General features: G+C 34.8%; 19 protein-coding genes. 14 read left to right on the top strand and 5 right to left on the bottom strand.

The features are described 5' to 3' along the window. Positions 1–46: 46 nt before the first annotated feature. On the top strand, positions 47–955 hold the full coding sequence (locus KCG49_RS15420) for an ATP-grasp domain-containing protein (protein ID WP_218547779.1): 909 nt from the start codon (positions 47–49) through the stop codon (positions 953–955). On the opposite strand, the gene KCG49_RS15425 is transcribed toward KCG49_RS15420, so the two are convergent. After that, positions 947–3853: an FAD-binding and (Fe-S)-binding domain-containing protein gene (locus tag KCG49_RS15425; protein ID WP_218547781.1), complete on the bottom strand. Its 2907-nt coding sequence runs from the start codon at positions 3851–3853 to the stop codon at positions 947–949. The genes KCG49_RS15420 and KCG49_RS15425 overlap by 9 nt on opposite strands. A 105-nt stretch (positions 3854–3958) precedes the next feature. Here KCG49_RS15425 and KCG49_RS15430 point away from each other — a divergent pair, with 105 nt between their 5' ends. Then, positions 3959–4435: a hypothetical protein gene (locus KCG49_RS15430; protein WP_218547783.1), complete on the top strand. Its 477-nt coding sequence runs from the start codon at positions 3959–3961 to the stop codon at positions 4433–4435. 68 nt (positions 4436–4503) lie between these two features. Further along, on the top strand, positions 4504–6225 hold the full coding sequence (locus KCG49_RS15435; RefSeq protein ID WP_218547785.1) for an FAD/NAD(P)-binding protein: 1722 nt from the start codon (positions 4504–4506) through the stop codon (positions 6223–6225). On the opposite strand, the gene KCG49_RS15440 is transcribed toward KCG49_RS15435, so the two are convergent. Both KCG49_RS15440 and KCG49_RS15445 read right to left on the bottom strand, forming a co-directional pair. Further along, entirely contained in the window at positions 6222–6995 is a 774-nt protein-coding gene (locus KCG49_RS15440; RefSeq protein ID WP_218547788.1) for a TIGR03915 family putative DNA repair protein, read from the bottom strand. The two genes, KCG49_RS15435 and KCG49_RS15440, sit on opposite strands and share 4 nt — an antisense overlap. After that, on the bottom strand, positions 6996–8258 hold the full coding sequence (locus KCG49_RS15445; protein WP_218547814.1) for a putative DNA modification/repair radical SAM protein: 1263 nt from the start codon (positions 8256–8258) through the stop codon (positions 6996–6998). Between the two features lie 213 nt (positions 8259–8471). Between KCG49_RS15445 and KCG49_RS15450 the strand changes: the two genes are divergently transcribed. Continuing rightward, entirely contained in the window at positions 8472–9044 is a 573-nt protein-coding gene (locus KCG49_RS15450; RefSeq protein WP_218547790.1) for a hypothetical protein, read from the top strand. Here KCG49_RS15450 and KCG49_RS15455 read toward each other — a convergent pair. After that, positions 9041–10567: a GH3 family acyl-acid amido synthetase gene (locus tag KCG49_RS15455; RefSeq protein ID WP_218547792.1), complete on the bottom strand. Its 1527-nt coding sequence runs from the start codon at positions 10565–10567 to the stop codon at positions 9041–9043. The two genes, KCG49_RS15450 and KCG49_RS15455, sit on opposite strands and share 4 nt — an antisense overlap. Positions 10568–10706: 139 nt before the next feature. On the opposite strand from KCG49_RS15455, the gene KCG49_RS15460 reads away from it, so the two are divergent. The 9 genes from KCG49_RS15460 to KCG49_RS15500 all read left to right on the top strand — a co-directional run bounded on the left by KCG49_RS15460 (position 10707) and on the right by KCG49_RS15500 (position 18579). Then, positions 10707–11768: an endonuclease/exonuclease/phosphatase family protein gene (locus KCG49_RS15460; RefSeq protein WP_218547793.1), complete on the top strand. Its 1062-nt coding sequence runs from the start codon at positions 10707–10709 to the stop codon at positions 11766–11768. Then, the gene (locus KCG49_RS15465) at positions 11765–12274 is read left to right on the top strand and encodes a DUF421 domain-containing protein (RefSeq protein ID WP_218547794.1); all 510 of its coding nucleotides are present in this window, start codon (positions 11765–11767) and stop codon (positions 12272–12274) included. The genes KCG49_RS15460 and KCG49_RS15465 overlap by 4 nt, the downstream gene beginning before the upstream one ends. A gap of 104 nt (positions 12275–12378) precedes the next feature. Then, positions 12379–13461, top strand: a complete 1083-nt coding sequence (gene gcvT, locus KCG49_RS15470; protein ID WP_218547795.1) for a glycine cleavage system aminomethyltransferase GcvT — start codon at positions 12379–12381, stop codon at positions 13459–13461. A gap of 24 nt (positions 13462–13485) precedes the next feature. Continuing rightward, positions 13486–14316, top strand: coding sequence for a sugar nucleotide-binding protein (locus KCG49_RS15475; protein WP_218547796.1), 831 nt, complete (start codon positions 13486–13488; stop codon positions 14314–14316). 50 nt (positions 14317–14366) lie between these two features. Beyond that, a complete protein-coding gene (locus KCG49_RS15480; protein ID WP_218547799.1) occupies positions 14367–14654 on the top strand; it encodes a 4a-hydroxytetrahydrobiopterin dehydratase in 288 nt (95 codons plus the stop codon). A 17-nt stretch (positions 14655–14671) separates the two neighbouring features. Continuing rightward, the gene (locus tag KCG49_RS15485) at positions 14672–16168 is read left to right on the top strand and encodes a S41 family peptidase (protein WP_218547801.1); all 1497 of its coding nucleotides are present in this window, start codon (positions 14672–14674) and stop codon (positions 16166–16168) included. Between the two features lie 233 nt (positions 16169–16401). After that, positions 16402–16713 carry a hypothetical protein gene (locus tag KCG49_RS15490; protein WP_218547803.1) on the top strand — a complete coding sequence of 104 codons (312 nt, stop codon included), beginning with the start codon at positions 16402–16404 and terminating at the stop codon, positions 16711–16713. An 11-nt stretch (positions 16714–16724) separates the two neighbouring features. Further along, complete coding sequence (locus tag KCG49_RS15495) at positions 16725–17750, top strand: LIC11966 family surface protein (RefSeq protein WP_218547804.1); 1026 nt, start codon at positions 16725–16727, stop codon at positions 17748–17750. Between the two features lie 82 nt (positions 17751–17832). Then, positions 17833–18579 carry a YebC/PmpR family DNA-binding transcriptional regulator gene (locus KCG49_RS15500; RefSeq protein WP_218547807.1) on the top strand — a complete coding sequence of 249 codons (747 nt, stop codon included), beginning with the start codon at positions 17833–17835 and terminating at the stop codon, positions 18577–18579. Between the two features lie 6 nt (positions 18580–18585). On the opposite strand, the gene KCG49_RS15505 is transcribed toward KCG49_RS15500, so the two are convergent. Then, the gene (locus KCG49_RS15505; RefSeq protein WP_218547808.1) at positions 18586–19659 is read right to left on the bottom strand and encodes a tyrosine-type recombinase/integrase; all 1074 of its coding nucleotides are present in this window, start codon (positions 19657–19659) and stop codon (positions 18586–18588) included. Between the two features lie 183 nt (positions 19660–19842). On the opposite strand from KCG49_RS15505, the gene KCG49_RS15510 reads away from it, so the two are divergent. Next, on the top strand, positions 19843–21195 hold the full coding sequence (locus tag KCG49_RS15510) for a hypothetical protein (RefSeq protein ID WP_218547810.1): 1353 nt from the start codon (positions 19843–19845) through the stop codon (positions 21193–21195). Positions 21196–21217 lie beyond the last annotated feature (22 nt).

Raw genomic sequence — 21217 nt, forward strand, 5'->3', positions numbered from 1 at the left:
TAGTTTAACGGTTATATATTGAATGCTAATACTCAAAAACCAAAAGATGAAAACATACGACATAGTTATTCTCACAGATCAAAAGCATGCCAATCCAAATACTATAGATGACTATACCAAGAACGTTATTACCGAAGATGCTCTCGTTGCCAATGCGCTTGGTCAATTGGGTTTAAAAGTCGTTCGTTTGGCGTGGAGTAATCCTAATTTTGATTGGTCTTCCACTAAAGCCGTACTTTTTAGGACCACTTGGGATTATTTTGACAACTTTAGTGCGTTTTCTCATTGGTTAGACAAAGTAGCCAAAGTGACCACGCTTATAAATTCTGAAGCACTAATCCGTTGGAATATTGACAAGCATTACTTATTGGACTTACAACAAAATGGTATTCAAATTGCCGATACGTTGTTTATTAAAAGCGGTACCTCTAAAAGCTTAAAAGATTTGCACAATGATACAGGTTGGACAGAAACCGTCTTAAAACCTTGCGTATCAGGATCCGCAAGACATACCTACAAACTCAACCCTGATACAATTGCCAAACACGAAACAATTTTTAAAGATTTGATTGCTAAAGAAACTATGATGCTTCAACCCTTTCAGCATCGTATTGTATCTGATGGAGAAATGTCCATAATGGTATTTAACGGTCAATTTACACATGCCGTTCTCAAAAAGGCCAAGGCAGGAGACTTTAGAGTTCAAGATGATTTTGGTGGAAGTATACATAATTATACGCCCACTGAAGCAGAAATAGAATTTGCAATAAAAACCGTAAACGCCTGTGCAGAACTTCCCTTATATGCCAGAGTCGATATTTTTAATGACAATAGCGGTAAGATTGCATTAGCAGAGCTAGAATTGATTGAACCCGAACTCTGGTTTAGAAAACATCCTAAAGCAGCCGTAATATTGGCAGAAGCCATAAAAGGAAAAATTGAACAACTACAGTAAAGCCTCTCTTAACATAGTAATAGGATGCTTAGCGATCTCACCTGTACCATCCTTAATTTGATGCCTACAACTCGTACCATTTGCTGAAATAATAGTAGCTTCCGAAGCTTTTCTAACAGCAGGAAATAAGGTCTGCTCACCAATTTGCATACTTACCTCGTAATGCGCTTTTTCGTAACCAAAACTTCCAGCCATGCCACAACAACCACTTGGAATAATAGATACTTTATAATTCTTTGGAAGATTCAAAATATCAAAACTCGACTTTTGATTTGCAAGTGCTTTTTGGTGGCAATGCCCATGAAATTTTATGGTCTTTGCCTCATCAGTAAATTGTTCAGACTTAATATTGCCCAATTCAATTTCTTTTTGAATAAACTCTTCAATTAAAAACGTATGACTTGCTATAGAATTTGCAGTCACTTTATCATCAGCTAATTTTAAATATTCGTCTCTAAAAGTTAGTATGGCTGAAGGTTCAATTCCAACTAATACAAAGTCTTCATTTACTATGTGTTTAAAGTATGCTATATTGGTATTTGCAATGGTTTTTGCTTCATCTAGAAAACCTTTAGACAAAAAACTTCTTCCAGATTCTAAACAACTAATAATATGAACTTTATAACCTAATAAATCTAGTAGTACTTTAGTGTCTTTTGCTATGTCAGATTCTAAATAATTTATAAATTCATCTACAAATAAATATACTGTTTTTATAGGGTTTAATACATCTGGTTTTTTTTTAATAACATCAATAGGCTTAGTGATTTTTGGAAAACTTCTTTTAGAATGAATACCCAAAACAATCTTCATAAAACCAGATACGAATTTGGTTTGAAATAAAGCATTATAAAAACCAGGAATTTGAGATGCTATTTTGTTATATTTCGTGGAATTGGCAAAAAATCTATTTTTAAACTTAAAGCCATTTGCTTTTTGGTATTGGTATTGAAACTCCGCCTTTAAACTTGCCACATCAACACTACTAGGACATTCACTGGCACAAGCCTTACAACTCAAACACAAATCGAACACGTCCTTTAATTCCTTATAATTGAACTTATTTGCCTTTTCTGAATGGGTTAAATACTCACGTAAAGCATTTGCTCTTGCTCTGGTTGTATCTTTCTCATTACGTGTCGCTCTATAACTTGGGCACATGGTGCCGCCAAATTCGGGCAACTTTCTGCAATCACCAGAACCATTGCACTTTTCAGCTTCACGCAAAATACCTTGTGAAGCAGAAAAATCTAAAACAGTTTCGATTTTAGGCGCAATGCTATCACTTTGATACCTTAGATTTTTGTCCATCGGAAAAGCATCAACAATTTTCCCAGGATTAAAAATGTTTTGAGGATCAAAAGCCAATTTTATACGCTTTAAAATCTGATAGTTCTCCTCGCCTATAATTAAAGGAATAAACTCAGCACGTACTATACCATCTCCATGCTCACCAGACATGGAACCTTGGTATTTCTTTACCAAATGTGCAACATCTGTAGTGATTTTTCGAAATAGCTCAACATCGTCAGATTGTTTTAAATCCAGTATCGGCCTTAAATGCAACTCACCTGCACCAGCATGTGCATAATACACAGCTTTTTGGTTGTAGGAATTCATTAAGGTGGTAAACTCAGATATGTATTGATCCAAATCTTCTAAAACCACAGCTGTGTCTTCAATACAAGCGACAGCTTTTTTATCTCCAACAATATTGCCCAACAGACCCAATCCTGCTTTACGCAATTCTAAAGCCTTATTAATTTCATTACCTCTTAACATAGGAGCTGCATAGCTTAGATTAAGTTTGCTAACGGACTCTAAAAAAGCATCAACTTCAACCTGAAGTGTTTTTTCACTATCTGCTCTTAACTCGCACATTAAAATGGCTACAGGGTTTCCTTCAATAAAACTCCTGTTTTCTTGCTGCATCTTGTTATGCTTGGTAAGATTCAAAATGGTATCATCCATCATCTCACAAGTGTGCAGATTATGTTGCATCAGAGGTTTTACCGCTTTCATACAGTTTTCAACACTTTTAAAATGTAATGCAACCATAGCACTTTTTAAAGGTGGCAATTCATCTAATTGCAAAGTAATTTCTGTGGTAAAAGCTAAAGTGCCTTCGCTGCCCGATAGTAATTGGCACATGTTGAAAGCTAAAGATGAAGTCGAAAAAATTTCAGACTTCAACAATTGGTCAATGGCATAGCCCGTATTTCTACGATGTATTTCTGGTCTTGGAAAATTATCTTTTATCTGTTTTTGAACCGCTTTAGGTTTCAACTCTTCATAAACGGTCTTATAAATTTTACCTTCAAGTGTTTCTAATGCTAACTTTTTTTCAAACTTCTCTTTCGTCAAACTTGAAAATTCAACTTCAGTTCCATCACTTAAGATGGTCTTCAAACTCAAAACCTTATCTCTAGTAACGCCATATTGAATCGATGTTGTTCCCGAAGAGTTATTACCGACCATACCACCAATCATGCAACGGTTAGAAGTTGATGTGTTTGGCCCAAAAAACAAGCCAAATGGTTTTAAGTAATTATTCAGTTCGTCACGTACCACACCGGGTTGCACGGTTACAGTTTTTTTAGTCTCATCTATATTAAGAATCTTAGTGAAATATTTTGAGACATCGACCACTATTCCTGTCCCGACAACTTGTCCTGCCAGGGATGTTCCTGCGGTTCTGGGAATTAATGAGGTGTTATTCACTCTGGCAAAATCAACTAATAGCTTTATATCGTTGACATCTTTAGGAAGTGCCACAGCAGTAGGAAGCATTCTGTAAACCGAAGCATCTGTGGCATAGAGCTTTAGCATTAAATCGTCGAAATAAAACTCACCCTTGAGTTTTGATTTCAGTAATTGTAATGCTGTGATTTGACTCATTTAAGTAAATAAATATGTTTATAAAACTATAAAGAAATCTAATATAATTTAGCTTTTGGTGTTATTTTTGTAAAGATTAATGAAATCAATAAAAAGCATATAATTATGAAAAAACTAATTTTAACGACGTTTGCAGTTTTTGCTGGGTTTACATTTATGAATGCTCAAGAAATAGCTGATAACGCCATTGGTCTTAGACTTGGCGACAGCGATGGTTTTGGTGCTGAAATTTCATATCAACGCGCACTTGGAGACAACAACAGACTAGAAGCCGATTTGGGCTGGCGAAGCGGAAATGGTTATGACGGTTTTAAACTAACTGGCCTTTATCAGTGGGTTTGGCAATTAGACGGTAACTTTAACTGGTATGCTGGTGCTGGTGGAGGTTTTGGTTCTTACAGTTTTGACGACAATGATTTTGATGACGAAACTTTCTTTTTTGTTGCTGGTGATATTGGGATTGAGTACAATTTTGATATACCTTTATTAATTTCCTTAGATTTTAGACCAGAACTCGGTTTTGGAGATTTTAGAGACGACGTAGATTTTGATATTGCGCTTGGGATTAGGTATCAGTTTTAATCTGTAGAGCACATATAGCATTGTAAGCCACCTCCAATGAGGTGGTTTTTTTATTAATTTCACTGCTTATGAAACGACTAGCAATTATTGGATTGGGTCCTAGAGGACTATACGCCTTGGAAAACTTACTCTACAATCTTTCTAAATCGAAAAAACCGGTTGAAATATTGGTATTTGAGCCTTCAGACTATCCAGGAGCTGGCACGGTTTGGAACAATAATCAAGCTAAATCTAATTGGATTAATATCACGGAACGTGAACTTACAGGAATTGAAGCACGACCAGAGATTAATTATTTTGGTTGTGAAATTAAATCATTTCCGTCATACCACCAATGGTGCAATTTTCATTTGCCAGCAGATAAACCAGATACATATCCACCACGCCAAAAGCTGGGTAAATATTTGTATGAACGTTACCAATCTATTGCCGATTCGCTAATGCAGCACGAGCGTTTCTCCCTTATACCAAATACTGTTGATAATGTTAAAGTGGTCGCTAAACAGTTAGAATTTACAACGAAAGACCAAAGCACTTTTATTTGCGACGACATTCTTCTCACTATAGGGCATCAAAACACAGAACTTTCTGACCAGTTAAAGTCGTGGTTAGCACATACCTCCGAAAGTAACGATAAAAGAGTCTTTACAAATCCTTATCCTGTAGAGCGATTAAATAGCTTAAAAAACCAGCCTCATCTATCTATAGGCGTAAGAGGTTTTGGTCTTGCTATGATAGATGTAGCACGTTATCTCGCTATCAATGACTATGGCAACTTTAAAGTAGTTGATCAATCTACATTAAAAACTATGTACTATAAAGTGAAAGACTATCGGTTGAAAATTGTACCATTTTCTTTGGATGGCTTACCGCTAGCGCCTAAACCAATCAATCAAATTATTGATAGTTGGTATCAACCTAGATCAGAAACACTAAAAACGTTTGAACACTATTTAAAAGACAAAACACATACTCATAAAACTGAAAGTGGTATTGATTTTTTGATTCAATCTTTTTCTAAAATTGCTGCTGATATATTCTGTAGCCTAGCAGATAAAACCATTCGCAACGAAGAATCCCCAAAGGAAATTGAGCACATTATTAAGATATTTCTCAAAGATTCAGAATTTACGCATTTACTGCTACAAGATGAAACCATCCCTACCTACAATCTTATTGAAGAGTATATACAAATGGCTCTGGGTAATAAACGAATCAGCTTAGATTATTGTGTTTGGCAGGTTTGGAGACATTGCCAACCTACTTTATATAAAGCATTTTCTTACACTTTATTAGACGATGAAACCATGAATAAGGTTATAAATTTGGATGAACGCAGTAAACGGTTTTCTTACGGCCCACCGATTGAAAGTATGCAGCAAATACTAGCACTGGTTGATGCGGGGATTTTAAATTTAAGTTATACGAACAATCCTGATATTGAACTTACAGCAAAAGGATTCGAACTGAAAAATAAAAATGGCGAAAAAACTGAAATTTCAGTTATGATAAATAGTGTGCTAGATTCACCTCAGCTCCTAAAAGTGAATTCAAAAATTGTAAAATCGCTTCTACAAAATGATGCCATTCAGCCTATTCATTCAGAATTGGGAATAGAAACCTATGATGATGCTTATGTGAAACCAGAAAATGAGGACAGGACAATGCCAATTGCTGTATTGGGCAGATTAGCTAAAGGTAGTATTCTTGGTGTTGATGCCATTTTAGAATGCTTTTCATCTTCAGTAGAACATTGGGCCAAATCTTTTGTGGAAAACAGACTCGACTAATCAGGTTGTTTTTCACTGAGGTATTTCCAATAACGTTTCGGAACATGACGAATATGTAATTTCATATTCTTACGCGACTTTATATTGGTTGCCTTAAAATAGTCTCGCCATAACTTTTGGAATTCAAACTCTTGATCGGCAAAGTAATCTGAATTGTTTTTTGTAAAATCGAAATGTGCGGGAAAATCCATATTAATAATATCTACACGCTCTAAATCGTAAAACAGCCCATAATGCCGCTTAATGTCGTAGATTATCCACTTTTGGTCTGCGTAACGACGTTTAAAGTGCTTCTGAATGAGTGGTAAAACATTAAAGTCAGGTTCTATGCTTGCAAAATAGATGTTATCTTTAGTCAACCTAAACCGAACAAAAGCTTCCATTCTATGCTTTTCCCTACCAACCATTTTAGCTATTTGGGCAAGCTTTAAAACCGAAGGATGAGAATAGTCTTTATCAACAGGACTGTCTTGAGAAAATGCGTATTGTATGTAGTTCAATAACGTATTTTCAATACCGTGTTGTTCACTTAAAAATGCATAATACAATTGATGCCTTCCGTTTGGAGATAGCTTAGATTTTAAACCATTCCAAACTCGATTGGCTTTGACCTCATCCGTAAAGATGGTTTCGTTTTCTGAAAACAAACCACTTTGTGAATCAAATTCATTTTGAATAGTAACCTGATTTAACTTCATCTCAAAGGCATAGAAAACAGCACTTAAAAACCCATCGAAACTACCGTCGTATATAAGATTTGTTGATTGCATTTATCCAAACAGATTCAATTGGTTACTCAAATCAGCTCGATATTTACTTGTTGAATTCTGAAGAATGAAACCTTTGATTTTCTCTGAGGTTAAGTCACGACGTTCAAATTGGTTACTTTCACAAACAATAAAATATTGCGCCCTGTTAAGGGCAACACCAATCTTTTTAAGATGATCCCAATTAAGTTTCCGAAATCGCCTTGCATTTATAATCTTATGTACGGATTTCATGCCCAATCCAGGTACTCTTGCCAACATACGTTTATTGGCCGTATTAACATCTATAGGAAACTCGTGTAGATTCCGAAGTGCCCATCCGAGTTTCGGATCAATGTCCAAATCTAAATTTTGATGTTGCTCATTGAGAATTTCACTAACATCAAACCCATAAAAACGCATCAGCCAATCGGTTTGATACAATCTGTTTTCTCGAAGCATAGGAACCTCAGAACCTATTTGTGGCAATCTGTTATCATAACTAATTGGCACATAACCAGAATAATAGACACGCTTTAGATTGTAATTTTTATAAAAATGATTAGAGGTCTGCATAATCTGAAAATCGTTTTCCCCACTTGCACCAATAATCATTTGTGTACTCTGCCCTGCTGGTGCATATTTCGGTGTACTTCTAATGATCTTTTTTTCGGCTTTGTATTGAATGATTTCATTTTTTATTTTAGCCATAGGCTTAATGAAATCTTCATGTTTTTTATCTGGTGCTAAACGCTTCAACCCCGATTTTGTCGGAATTTCGATATTAACACTCAAACGATCCGCATAAAGACCAGCTTCTCGCATCAACTCGTCCGAAGCTCCCGGAATAGACTTCAAATGAATATAACCATTGAAATTTTCTTCTAAACGCAACTTTTTAGCCACAGCCACCAAACGTTCCATTGTATAATCAGCATTTTTAAAAATACCTGAACTTAGAAAAAGACCTTCAATATAATTTCTTCGGTAGAAATTAATGGTAAGGTCAACTACCTCCTGCACTTTAAAAGCCGCTCGCTTTATATCATTGCTCTTACGTGTTACACAATATACACAATCAAAAATACAATAGTTGGTCAGCAATATTTTTAAAAGCGATACACACCGACCATCTTCGGTATAGGAATGGCAAATGCCCATACCTGTCGCATCACCCAAACCCTTATTGGCATTACTGCGGTTACTGCCACTACTACTACAAGAAACATCATACTTGGCTGCATCGGCCAAAATTTTCAATTTTTCTTGTATACGTTCAAAAGACATATTTTGGTTATAAATTTGAAGAAATCCTGCTACTTCACAGGACGAATTTCTAAACATATAAAGTTAACGTAGAAATTAATGCACCAATAAGAAAATTAAACTTTTTTATAACAAATTTGATGTCGTTCCTCCCTATCAATGCTTTAATTTTATTATAATGCGGTGATTTTACGTTTCATGAAAAAAAATTGCATCTTATTTATGCTAATAGTTATGCCGATAACCACAAATGCACAACACATTATACCAGAATCCATAAAAAAAGAAGTTGATACGTCACTGTCGTATTATCCGCTATTGGATAGTACAACAATTATATTTCGTTTTAAGAAAAATATAAAGAAATCAACAATGCAGGCCAGACCTACTTTCGGCAGCTTTTTTAGAAGTAGAAAAAACCGTAGCTACGTGATATTGATAAGTGAAAAATTTAAAATCTCTGATAAAGAATTCTTGACAAGACACATACCATCTGATATTTTAATCGGATGGATTGGCCATGAGCTAGGCCATATTATGGATTATCAAGACCGAAGCAAGACCAATCTTATTTGGTTTGGAATTAAGTATCTGTTCTCAGAAAATCACATCGTTAAAGCTGAACGTGCAGCAGACAGTTTTGCCGTTGCACAAGGTATGGAAGATTATATTTTAAAAACTAAGGATTTCATTCTCAATCATGCAGATATAACTTCATCGTATAAAGATCGTATAAAAAAATATTATCTGTCACCAGAGGAAATTATGGAATTGGTAAAAAAGCGAGAAAACAATTCTGGTGATTAGTTATTATTGGCAAAATCTTCCCACTCCTTAAATTTATCCTCACCCATAACACGCTCCATTTTTACTTGCCCGCCTTTCTTTTTGTTACGTTCGTTCCAATCATAGAATCGTGACGGTGGCACCACCTTTACCTCTACTCCTTTGAGTGCTTTATTTCTAGCGACTCTATAATTCTTATTGGCATCTTTAAGCGCTTGGTCTAATGCATTGGCTATAGCGTCTTCATCAGTATCTTTTAGTTCAGACCCAAGATACCAAAAATGATAAAATTCCCCATCATCTCCACGTTTAGCACAAATGGTATACTCTGGAATTGTAGTATCGAACTGTGTTTCGAGCTTGCCAATTGCAGTATCCATCTTATTAACCGATAATTGCGAACCTACCGTATTTAAAAAAAACTTGGTGCGGCCCGTAATTTTAATTTCTGCACGTTCAATATCTGTAAATTCTATAGTGTCACCAATAAGATAGCGCCAAGATCCACTAACGGTGCTGATAATTAGGGCGTAATCTTGATCTGTCTCAACTTCATCCAAAGTTAAAGCTGGTGCTTCTTGTTTTAATGAGCCATCTTTATTTATATATTCGGGTTTAAAAGGCACGAATTCAAAATAAATACCATTATCGGTATTGAGTTGCATCGCATCTGTCTCTGGCCTCACTTGCGTAGCTATATAACCCTCGGATGCCAAATAGGTATCAATAACTGTTACGGGTTTGCCCATAAGTGCATGAAAACTTTTTTCGTAAGGCCCAAAAGCCACACCGCCAGACGTGTAAACTTGCAAATTTGGCCATATATCATGGATATTATCAAGACTATGATAATCAATAACTTTCTGTAACATCAACTCTATCCAAGACGGAATTCCGCTGAGTGCTCCAATATCCCAATCTTTGGCACGCTCTGCAATACGCTGTACACGAGCATCCCAATCATCGATTTGGGCAATCTCTTCACCTGGCTTGTAGTAACCTCTAAACCACGACGGAATATTACTTGCACTTATACCACTAATCTCTCCTTCAAGGTGGTCGTTACGTTCTTCAAGATCCGTAGAGCTTCCCAGCATCATTATTTCCTTCTCGAAGAAATCTGCAGGTAAATCAAAATTCTTTAATGCAAAAACCTGTTTTATACCTGCTTGCCGAATTGCCTCAACCATATCATCAGTTACTGGAATGCGTTTGCTTGTTTTACCGGTAGTACCCGAGCTTAATGCAAAATATGATGGGCTTCCGGGCCAAGTAACATCTGTTTGGCCTTTGTGCAATTTATGCCACCATTCTTCATTTATTTTGTTATAATCGAAATAAGGAATTCCATCTGTAAAGGCCTCAAAACTATTGTCTGCCTTTAAAATTTCATCAAATTTGTAGAACTTCCCAAATGCGGTATTCTTTGCTGTTTGCAATAAATGTTCCAAGACTTTTTTTTGAGCTTCAACATGATCCTTTTTGACCGTTAAGGCAGCTTTAAGATGAATAACTCCTTTGATAATATTTCCGAGTATGGCCATTGATAATTTTTTTCAAATAAAAGATTTAAATATACGCAATATTGACGCAAATCATATTAGTATTAATCCTATTGGATTTTACATTGTTATTCATAAAATTTAATGTATATTTTAGAGCATCACCATCTAGTCAATACTAATGTCATTAAAACACTTTCTTAAAGGTTTTGGGCTTTTCGCTATCCTAATAACCTTGGCGCCTTTGGTAGCTGTAGATTATTGGTGGATTCGTATTTTTGATTTCCCCCATGTTCAGCTTACATTTCTTACAGCATTAGCAATTGTTGTTTATTTTATAAAATTTGATTTTAAAAATGAAGGTGATTATGCCTTTATAATGGTTTTATTGGCATGTTTTATATTTCAATTCGTGAAATTTTTCCCCTATACCGCTTTTTCGAAAGAAGAACTTCTTAATGCTTCAAAAGATACCAAGCGCACACTTAGTATCTTAACTGCAAATGTCCATCAGGACAATGAAGACACAGAAAAGGTTCTCAATAGCATAAAAAAATCTGACGCAGATGTCATGGTATTTACCGAAGCTAATGAGCGTTGGAGAAATGCCATCTACGAAACAATAAGCAAGGACTACAATTATAAGTTTGAATATCCCATGGATAACACTTATGGTATGTTGTTATATTCTAAGCTTCAATTGAAAGATACAGAGTTAAAGTTTTTGGTAGAAGAGGATATTCCTTCAATACACACAAAACTCATTACCAAATTTGGAGACACTATTAATTTGCATGCTATCCACCCTACACCTCCTATGCCACAACATAATCCCAGATCAACAGATAGGGATGCAGAGATGATGATGGTTGCAAAAGATGTAATGGACACCAAATTCCCAACTATTGTTTTAGGAGATTTCAACGATGTGCCATGGTCCAATACCAACCAATTATTTAAAACTATAAGTAAAACTTTAGATCCCCGAATAGGCAGAGGATTATTTAGTACATACAACGCAAAAAAATTTCTCTTGCGATGGCCTTTAGATCATATTTATTGTACCAAAGAATTTAGGTTAGTATCATTAAAAACTTACAATGAAACGTCTTCAGATCATTTTCCTGTTTATGCAAAGTTATCCTTAGAACCCGAAAAAGCAGATGAGCAAAAACCTGATGAAGTTAGCCAACATGATTTAGAGCGCGCAAACAATCAAATCGAAAAATTTAAATCACAATGAAAACATGGTTTTATTCTACAGATGATAATGTCTTGGCAATCTTGCTAACAGCTTTCGGCACTTATATTGCCTTGGTCTTATTAACCAGAATAAGTGGAAAGCGCAGTTTCTCTAAAATGTCGAGTTTCGATTTTGCCATGACAGTATCCATAGGATCAATTTTGGCAACTGTAGTTATTTCCAAGTCTGTATCATTACAAAGCGGTATTGCAGGTCTAATCTCTATATATGCTATACAAATGCTTATCGCTTATACCAGGAGGTGGAAAACCATTAGGAAATTTATGGACAACAAACCGACTTTATTAATGCGAGATGGTAAAATTATTGAAGGTAGTCTCGAAGCATGTAAAGTCACTACATCAGATCTTAAAGCAAAATTGCGCGAAGCCAATGTCATACAACTTTCTGAAGTGAAAGCTGTAGTCTTCGAATCTACTGGAGATATTTCTGTTTTGCACGGATCGGAAGATACACCAATTGACGATTGGCTCTTGGATTTTTAACCTTTGTATTTTTTCTGTTTAAATTCATTTTTAGCTTTATCTTAATAAAGTATAAACTTAAAAATTGCTTAATTTTGCGCATCATAAATTGAAAATCTTATTCCATGAAAAATACAGCATTATCCTCTACCCACGAAGCTCTAGGTGCAAAAATGGTACCTTTTGCAGGCTATAATATGCCTGTACAATATCAAGGTGTTACTATTGAACACGAAACTGTGCGGAATGCTGTTGGTGTTTTTGATGTATCGCACATGGGTGAATTTTTAATTGAAGGCCCTAATGCTTTAGCATTAATACAGAAAGTATCTAGTAACGATGCTGCTAAGTTAGAAGTTGGAAAAGCACAATACAGCTGCCTGCCAAATGATAATGGTGGAATTGTTGATGATTTGATTATTTACAGGGTAAAAGACGAAACTTATCTATTGGTTGTTAATGCCAGCAATATAGAAAAAGATTGGAACTGGATTTCTTCAAAAAATGATGTTGGTGCAGAAATGCGCGATCTAAGCGAAGACTATTCACTATTGGCGATTCAGGGCCCAAAAGCTATCGAAGCTATGCAGCCGTTATCTAGCCATGATTTATCAGAAATTAAGTTCTACAATTTTATAGTCGGTGATTTTGCAGGTATTGAGCATGTTATTATCTCGGCAACGGGCTACACTGGTAGCGGAGGATTTGAAATCTACTGTAAGAATTCTGAAGTGAAACAAGTTTGGGATAAGGTCTTGGAAGCTGGAGCAGATTTTGGAATCAAACCTATTGGTTTAGCAGCTAGAGATACCTTAAGGTTAGAAATGGGCTATTGCCTGTACGGTAATGATATCGACGATACGACATCTCCTATAGAAGCTGGTTTAAGTTGGATTTGTAAATTCAATAAAGAGTTTACCAATAGTGAAGCCCTAAAAGCAGAAAAAGAACGTACTCCAGAACGTAAATTAGTCGCCTTTAAACTAGACGACAGAGGCATTCCAAGACAAGGTTATGATATTGTCGACAGTAGTGGAAAAACCATTGGCAATGTTACTTCTGGCACTATGAGCCCCAGCTTAGGAGTTGGTATTGGCTTAGGTTATGTACCTAAGGTATTTTCTAAAGTTGATAGTAAAGTTAATATTCAGGTAAGAAAAAAAGCGATACCTGCAACCGTTGTAAAGCTACCTTTCTACAAAGGGTAAAGGTGTAAAAGAGCAGATTGATTAATGAAGAATGACCTACACAAACATCGCATACTTATTCTAGGAGCCAGTGGTTACATTGGCAATGCCATTTACAAAGAGTTAGGACCTTATTTTAGAACTTATGGTACCTGCCGAACACAAAAAAAAGAGTTTGAAACCAACAAACAGTTCTTTCAATATAATGTAGAGCAAGATGATGTTTACGAAATACTTGAAGCCTGTAAACCTACTATTATCATATCTGCATTACGCGGAGATTTTAATGCACAGACCATAGCACATCAGCATATCTCAGAGTACGCCTTAGAATTTGGTTCTAAAATTATATTTCTGTCATCGGCCAATGCCTTTGATGCTTACAGCAAATACCCAAGCTATGAGCTAGATAAAACCTTAAGTCATAGTGTTTATGGCCATTTTAAGATTAAGATAGAAAATATGCTTTTGCGTTTACCCAAAAGACAGATTGCCATTTTAAGGCTTCCTATGGTTTTTGGTGTTAATTGCCCTAGAATATTAGAAATGAAATCGCTAATTGCCGAAGATGCGTCTGTTGAGATATTTCCCAATTTAATAATGAATGTCACTCTAGACAAAAAAGTAACGCAGCAGATTCATTACATCATCAATAGAAATAAATATGGTGTTTTTCATCTGGGCAGTACCGATTTAGTGCATCACGATGAATTTGTAAAAGACATTCTTGCGATCATCACAGAAAAAAAAGTAAAGCTGAAACATGTCTTTACAACTAATGACGATCGTTACTTGGCCGTTCTTCCTAAATTTAATAAACTTCCTAAACATCTCCAGATCGTAAGCTCCACTGTTATAGAAGAACTTAAGAAATAAGCTTGTATGTTCTTAATTATTTCTTAAATTTATCTACCCAAAACTATGCTATGAGTTTAGATGCATCTACAATTGAAAAAAAATTACTTCGCTTTCCAGATTGGGAATATTACGATAATGCCATTCACGCAGAATTTGAATTCGATAATTTTAAGGACTGCTTCAGTGCTATGAGTCGCATTGCTTTTGAGTGTGAAGCACAAAACCATCACCCAAATTGGAGCAACACCTACAACGTACTTAAAATTTCTTTATCCACACACGATGCCAATGGCGTTACCAATAAAGATTTTGAGCTTGCTGAAGCTATTGAGGCTATTGTAGAGGTTGAAGAATAAATCAACCCAAATCATTCATGTTCAGAATTTTTCTCTTTTTATTATGTTGGTGTACACTGTATGCTTCAAAAGCACAAAACCTCAACTTCTGTAGCGAATTAAAAAAAATCAATACCATAGTTGAAACCAAGCATTATCAACCCAAACCCTTAAACGATAGTTTAGCTAAAGGTGTTTTTGGCCTGTTTTTAGATGAAATTGATGAAAGAAAACGCTTCTTTACTAAAGCTGATATAGAATTATTTAAAAAAGATGAATTACAAATTGATGATTATATTAAAAACAAGACCTGTGATTTCACAGCACTTTATGCACAAGTTTTAAAACAACGTATTTCTGACTCCAAGCAAATTTTAGAATTATTAAGAGAACAACCTCTAGACTACAGTGGTGTTGATAGTCTGCGATACAATGCTGATAAAGACTATTCCTATTTTAAATCTAAAGCAAGTGTTACAAAATATTGGAATAAAAAAGTACGTTTTAAAATACTGACCAAATTGGTGGAGAACGATTCTGTGATCGAACATATTTCTTCAAACTTTACTACACTAGAGACATCTATAAAACAAAAGATTATAGATAACGAAATATGTTTGCTTAATGAGTTGGAAAGCAGCAAAGGTTCTATTGAGAACTTTGTAAATGCAGCATTCTTAAACGCTTTTCTAAAATATCAAGACCCCAACTCCATTTACTTAAGTAATTCCGACAAAAACCTATTTGAAGAATCAGTTTCCAATTCACAATTATCATTTGGCATTAAAACTATAAAAAAGAAAAATGGTGACATAATTATCGCCAATATTGTACCTGGAAGCTCAGCCTTTAAACATGGCGGTTTTGAAATCAACGATGTAATTATTTCTCTAAAAAGCACCAAAGCTTCCCTTGACACCTATTGTACTTCAAACGAGACCGTAACAAGTTTTATCAATGATGGCAATATTAAAAGCATGGCTTTTAAAATAAAGAAGCAAAGTGGGCAGATTAAAACTTTAAAACTGACCAAGTCAAAAGTCAACATAGAGGGTAATTCTATAACAGGATACCTTTTAGAAGGAGATCACACTATAGGTTATATCAACATTCCAAGTTTCTATACCGATTTGGAATCTCTTAATGGTTTGGGAGTTAGCAATGACGTTGCCAAACAGATCTATAAATTGCAACGTGCCAAAATTGCTGGTCTTATCATAGACTTACGTTTTAACGGAGGTGGTTCCATGAAAGAAGCCGCTGATTTATCTGGCATGTTTATAGACAGAGGCCCAGTAGCTATTTCTAAAGTTAGAGATATTGAAAATTATACGATAAGAGACCCAAATCGTGGTACAATTTTCACAAAACCCATTATTATTTTAGTAGATCAGTTTAGCGCCTCAGCTTCAGAATTTTTTGCTTCAGCTATGCAAGATTACAATGTTGCCATTATTATTGGTTCAACAACACACGGTAAAGCCACTTCACAGATTATCTTACCTGTAGGCACATCAAATCCTCTGGTTTTGTAAAGCTCACCACTGGCCAGTTTTTTAGAGTAACCGGTCACAGCCACCAAAAAAGTGGTATTATACCCGATATTGTCTTACCTAGTATTTATGACAACTATAAAACACAAGAACACTATAAGCCATTTGTTTTAGAAAGTAATTCAGTAGAAGTTACTTTAAAGCACAAACCAAAGCTAAAAAGAGACCTTTCAATTTTAAAGAGCAATTGTATTGAACGTATTAACAGGAGTTCTATGTTTAACACCATCAAAACATTCAATACTATATTTGTAGATGGCTATGTAAACAGAACTGGCACTTATCCCCTAACCTTAGATTTTGTTTTTAAGGATATAACCAATTACAATACGGCCTGGGAATACTATTCAGAACAACTGGAGGCAAACACCACTATATTCAAAGTAAACAATACAACATCAACCGAAGCGATTTTAGCTTATAACGAAGACGATACAGCCTTTAATATAAAACACCGTAAAACACTAGAAAAAGACCCTTATATACAAGAAGCCTATTTAATACTTAACGATATCTTTCAACTATAAAAATAACAGAAATGAAACTATTTTTTACAATCGCTATTTTTCTATTTACTTTAACTACAACGGCCCAAACGTTCAGTACCGCAATAGATTATCTCAACTTTGTGAGCGAGCAACAAGAAGGCATCACAAAAAAAATGTGGAAATACACCAAAGCCATTGCCCACAGCAGAAGTGACAGAAACATTAACAGCAAACGGAAAAGTCTTTTAAAGACTTTAGACAAGGCCATTGAAAAAATAAGAAAAGCACCTGGTTATGACGGTAAAGAATTTAAAGACCAGCTTCTTAAGCGACTTGTGTTTAACAAAAACCTAATGAACGATGACTATGCGAAGATTATTGACATGAAAGCCGTAGCAGAACAATCTTACGATGCCATGGAAGCCTATATGCTAGCACAAGAAATGGCAGATAAGAAGATGGAAGATATACAAGAAGAATATGAAACCAATTATTATGCTTTTGCCAATAAACACCATATAAACATTATTGAAAATGAATCGGATCTAAGTAAAAAAATGACATTATCCAATGAAGTCTTTACTTACTATAAAAAACTATATCTCATTTATTTTAAAGTCTACATTAACGAAATCTATCTTATGGATGCGTTAAACAGTAAAGACGTAAATGCCATACAACAAAATAGCAATGCGCTTGCCGAAAGTGCCAAAGAAGGGCTTGAAGTTTTAAAAACTGTTGAATTGTACAAAAATGACAAATCCATAACCAATGCTACCAAAAAAGCTTTTGAGTTTTTTATAGATGAAGCCGAAAACAAGATCCCAATTTTAACTGATTTTTTAATATTGGGGGAAGATCTGGAAAAAACACAGGCCACATTAGAAAAAACACCACAGCGCAAACGCACCAAGGAACAAATTGATGGTTACAATGCTATGGTCAACGCTTATAACAAAGGGGTAAAGACCTATAACAAGACCAATACAGAGCTCAATAAAAGGCGAGAAATGGTGATTAACAATCTCAATACAGCCAATCAAAACTTTTTAAGCAAGCATATTCCGAATGATTAACGGAATTTTATAAATTTGTTAAAATAGAAAAATTATAGTTTAAACAGTTTCCCAATGTTCTGGGAGCAAAAATATATTTTTAATGGGAAGAGCTTTTGAATTTAGAAAAGCAAGAAAAATGAAACGTTGGTCTGCTATGAGCAAAGCCTTTACACGTATAGGTAAGGATATTGTTATGGCTGTAAAAGAAGGTGGTCCAGATCCAGATAGCAATTCCCGTTTAAGAGCAGTAATACAGAATGCCAAGTCTGTAAACATGCCAAAAGATAATATTGAGCGTGCCATAAAACGCGCCAGCGACAAAAACCAGGGAGATTACAAAGAAGTAATTTTTGAAGGTTATGCACAGCACGGTATAGCAGTACTTATAGAAACGGCGACGGACAACAATACGCGTACGGTTGCCAATGTACGCTCTTACTTTAATAAAACCGATGGCAGCTTGGGCACGTCTGGTTCTGTCGTTTTTATGTTTGACCATACCTGTAATTTTAAGATTAAAGGAGACGGGTTAGACTTGGAAGAATTAGAGCTAGAACTCATTGACTTTGGTGTAGAAGAAATCTTTGAGGATACGGACGAGAACGAAGACGGCGAAGAGATTACAAGCGTAATGATCTATGCCCCGTTTGAAAGCTTTGGAAATATTCAATCGTATTTAGAGGAAAACAATATAGAGATCATTTCCTCTGGTTTTGAGCGCATTCCGCAAGTGACTAAAAAACTGACTCCAGAACAGGCTGAAGACGTAGAAAAACTATTAGAAAAGCTTGAAGAAGATGATGACGTACAGAACGTCTATCATACCATGGAAGAGACTGCAGAATAGCTTTTTCTATTCCATTATTGAATCTAATGGGCTCCTTACATTTTTTAAACAAGCTTTGGATACATGGGTATACACTTGAGTGGTTGTAATATTGTTATGACCCAGCAGTTTTTGTATAAACCTTACATCCGCTCCACTTTCAAGTAAGTGTGTTGCATAACTATGGCGTAAACCGTGTACACCAATACTTTTATTAATCTGTGCTTTTTTTAAGGCTCTTTTAAAAACAGCCTGTACGCTTCTTATAGCATATTGTCCGCCGTATTGGCCTTCAAAGAGCCATTCTTTGGGTTTATAGTTTTGGTAATACAATCTTAAAAGTGGCAAAATACTTTCTGGCAAGTTAACATACCTATCTTTTTTGCCTTTGGCACCTGCAATTAAAACTTGCATTCTTTCACTGTTTATATGCTCTATTTTTAGATTTACAATTTCGCTTACTCGCAGTCCCATTCCATAACATAGCTTTAGCATTACACTATGCTTTAGATTTGTTGTAGCTTCAAAAAGACGCTTAATTTCGTTCTTGCTTAGCATCTTGGGTAATTTTGAAGGCTTTTTTGGTCTTGGTATATCAAAAAACATTTGAGGTTTGTGTCTTACTTTTTCAAAATAAAATTTAACGGCATTGATTTTCCCATTCATTTTGCGTTCATTCATTTTCAATTTTTTGACACAAAACAAGAAGTAGTCTTTTAATCGCTGGTGTGAAAGATTATCTACCGGATGATTTTTAATTAATCTTAAGAGGTGGGCAAATTCTGCAAGGTAGATTCGGATTGTATTATCGCTATAAGACTTTAACATAAGTTGATTGTATAGGTCTATAATTGGCTGTTGATTAACTAGATGCACCCCAATTAATTGCTTTGAAATAGGGTTTTCTTTATGCAATCCAACTTCATTTCTTACGGAAGTTAAATCTGGTAAATGCCAAGCGACTTTTGTCTTGCTCCACTTAGCAGAGGGAAATCTTTTTCTTAAAGATTTGATAAGCTGCTGGTCTTTGGGGAAGGTAATCCATATAACGCTTTTGCCTTTGTGATTTCCCGGTGTGAATATATATTTTGAAAAATCCATATTTATATTCGTTTTTTGTATATCAAAAAAGTACAAATGTACATTTTTTATTGAAAAGATATATAAAATACGTATAACAATTATTTAAAAAAAGCCTTATGATACTTGAATTTATATTGAAAAAAGCGTGAAGACATTACAAAGCTTATATATTCGTATATTTGTGTGTTGGCGGTAATTTTAATGAAAACCATTCAGGAACATAGAGAGGTAGTTGAAAAAATATCTGATTTTGCATTTGCTAACGCTGTGAATTCTGTCGGAATAGATAACCTTACCGAAAAGTTAGTTGGAAATTGGGGAAAAGACGAACAACTGAATTTTATTGTTAAAGTTCACGATGGATTTAAAAAAGCTCAAAACTTATTGATTGAAGAAATTCAATACTATCAATCATTATTACGTGAGGAAAAAATCCAACTCAAACATTGGAGAAAAGAAAAAGACAAATCCAAAGAGAACGAATCTAAACGAACAATAAAAATTATAACTCAAAGATTACATACATATTCACATATTGCAGATGGAATTGCTTGGCAGGTAATAGGTGGTCAATTGCATATAGCGAGAAGATTTCATATTGAAGAGGATTCAACAAAATTTTTAGATTCCTCAAATGTAGAACACGCAATTTCAGTTGTTAATGACATTAATAAAAACCCTTTAGAGTTTGCGTTAATATCTGATTTAACAAGTTTCGTTCAAATAGGAGATGTACTTGTAAAACATAAGGAAGGTGTAAAGATTATCGAACTAAAAGAAGGAAAAGTAAATGATAAAGTTTCCGAGTTTATAAATCAACTTGAAAAAGATAAAGTTCCAATAACTGACAAAGTTTTAAAAGATAAATTCGATGATAAAACTTTCAAGCAGGCAAAAAGAATGCAACGACAGAAAGAGCGTGCTAAAAAAGCCTCTGAAGTTATGAATCACGATAAAGGAATCGACCCAGTTTCAGGACACGAGATAACAGTTTCTACACCAAATATTCCGACTTTAGGATACGACCAAGAATTTAATAAATTAAGAGAAAAATTAGACACGAAAACTTGGGCATACACAGTTGTAGAAGGATGTTTACATATAGGAATGTATCGAGATGAAGGAATAAAAATGGCTGGATTTGCTGTTGAGCAAATATTAAAACAAGAAACTAATAATTATATTATAGCTGATTGGTTATCAATAACTGCAAGTTTATCTCAACCAATATTTGCAAAACCATTTGAACCAAATTTTATTACAGATATTCTAACAGGAAAAATAAAAATCATAATTGGACTTAATTTAGATATTATGATTGAACTTTTTAATGACTATGGATTAAAAACGAAATGGATGACTACAAAGGAAACAGCAAAAGCCAAACAAGTAGTACCAAGGAAAGGAATGTTCGTTTTAAATAATCGTGGAATATCAATGGAAGGGAATAATAAAAACGAGGAGAGTTGGATTTTATATGGTGGTATTATATCTAAAATAATTTATGACAATATCTTACCAAGTAATATAGTTCAAACTTTATTATCGAGATAGATTAGGAATAAAAACCACCGCC

The organism is Winogradskyella luteola (assembly GCF_019203985.1).
Lineage (GTDB): Bacteria > Bacteroidota > Bacteroidia > Flavobacteriales > Flavobacteriaceae > Winogradskyella > Winogradskyella luteola.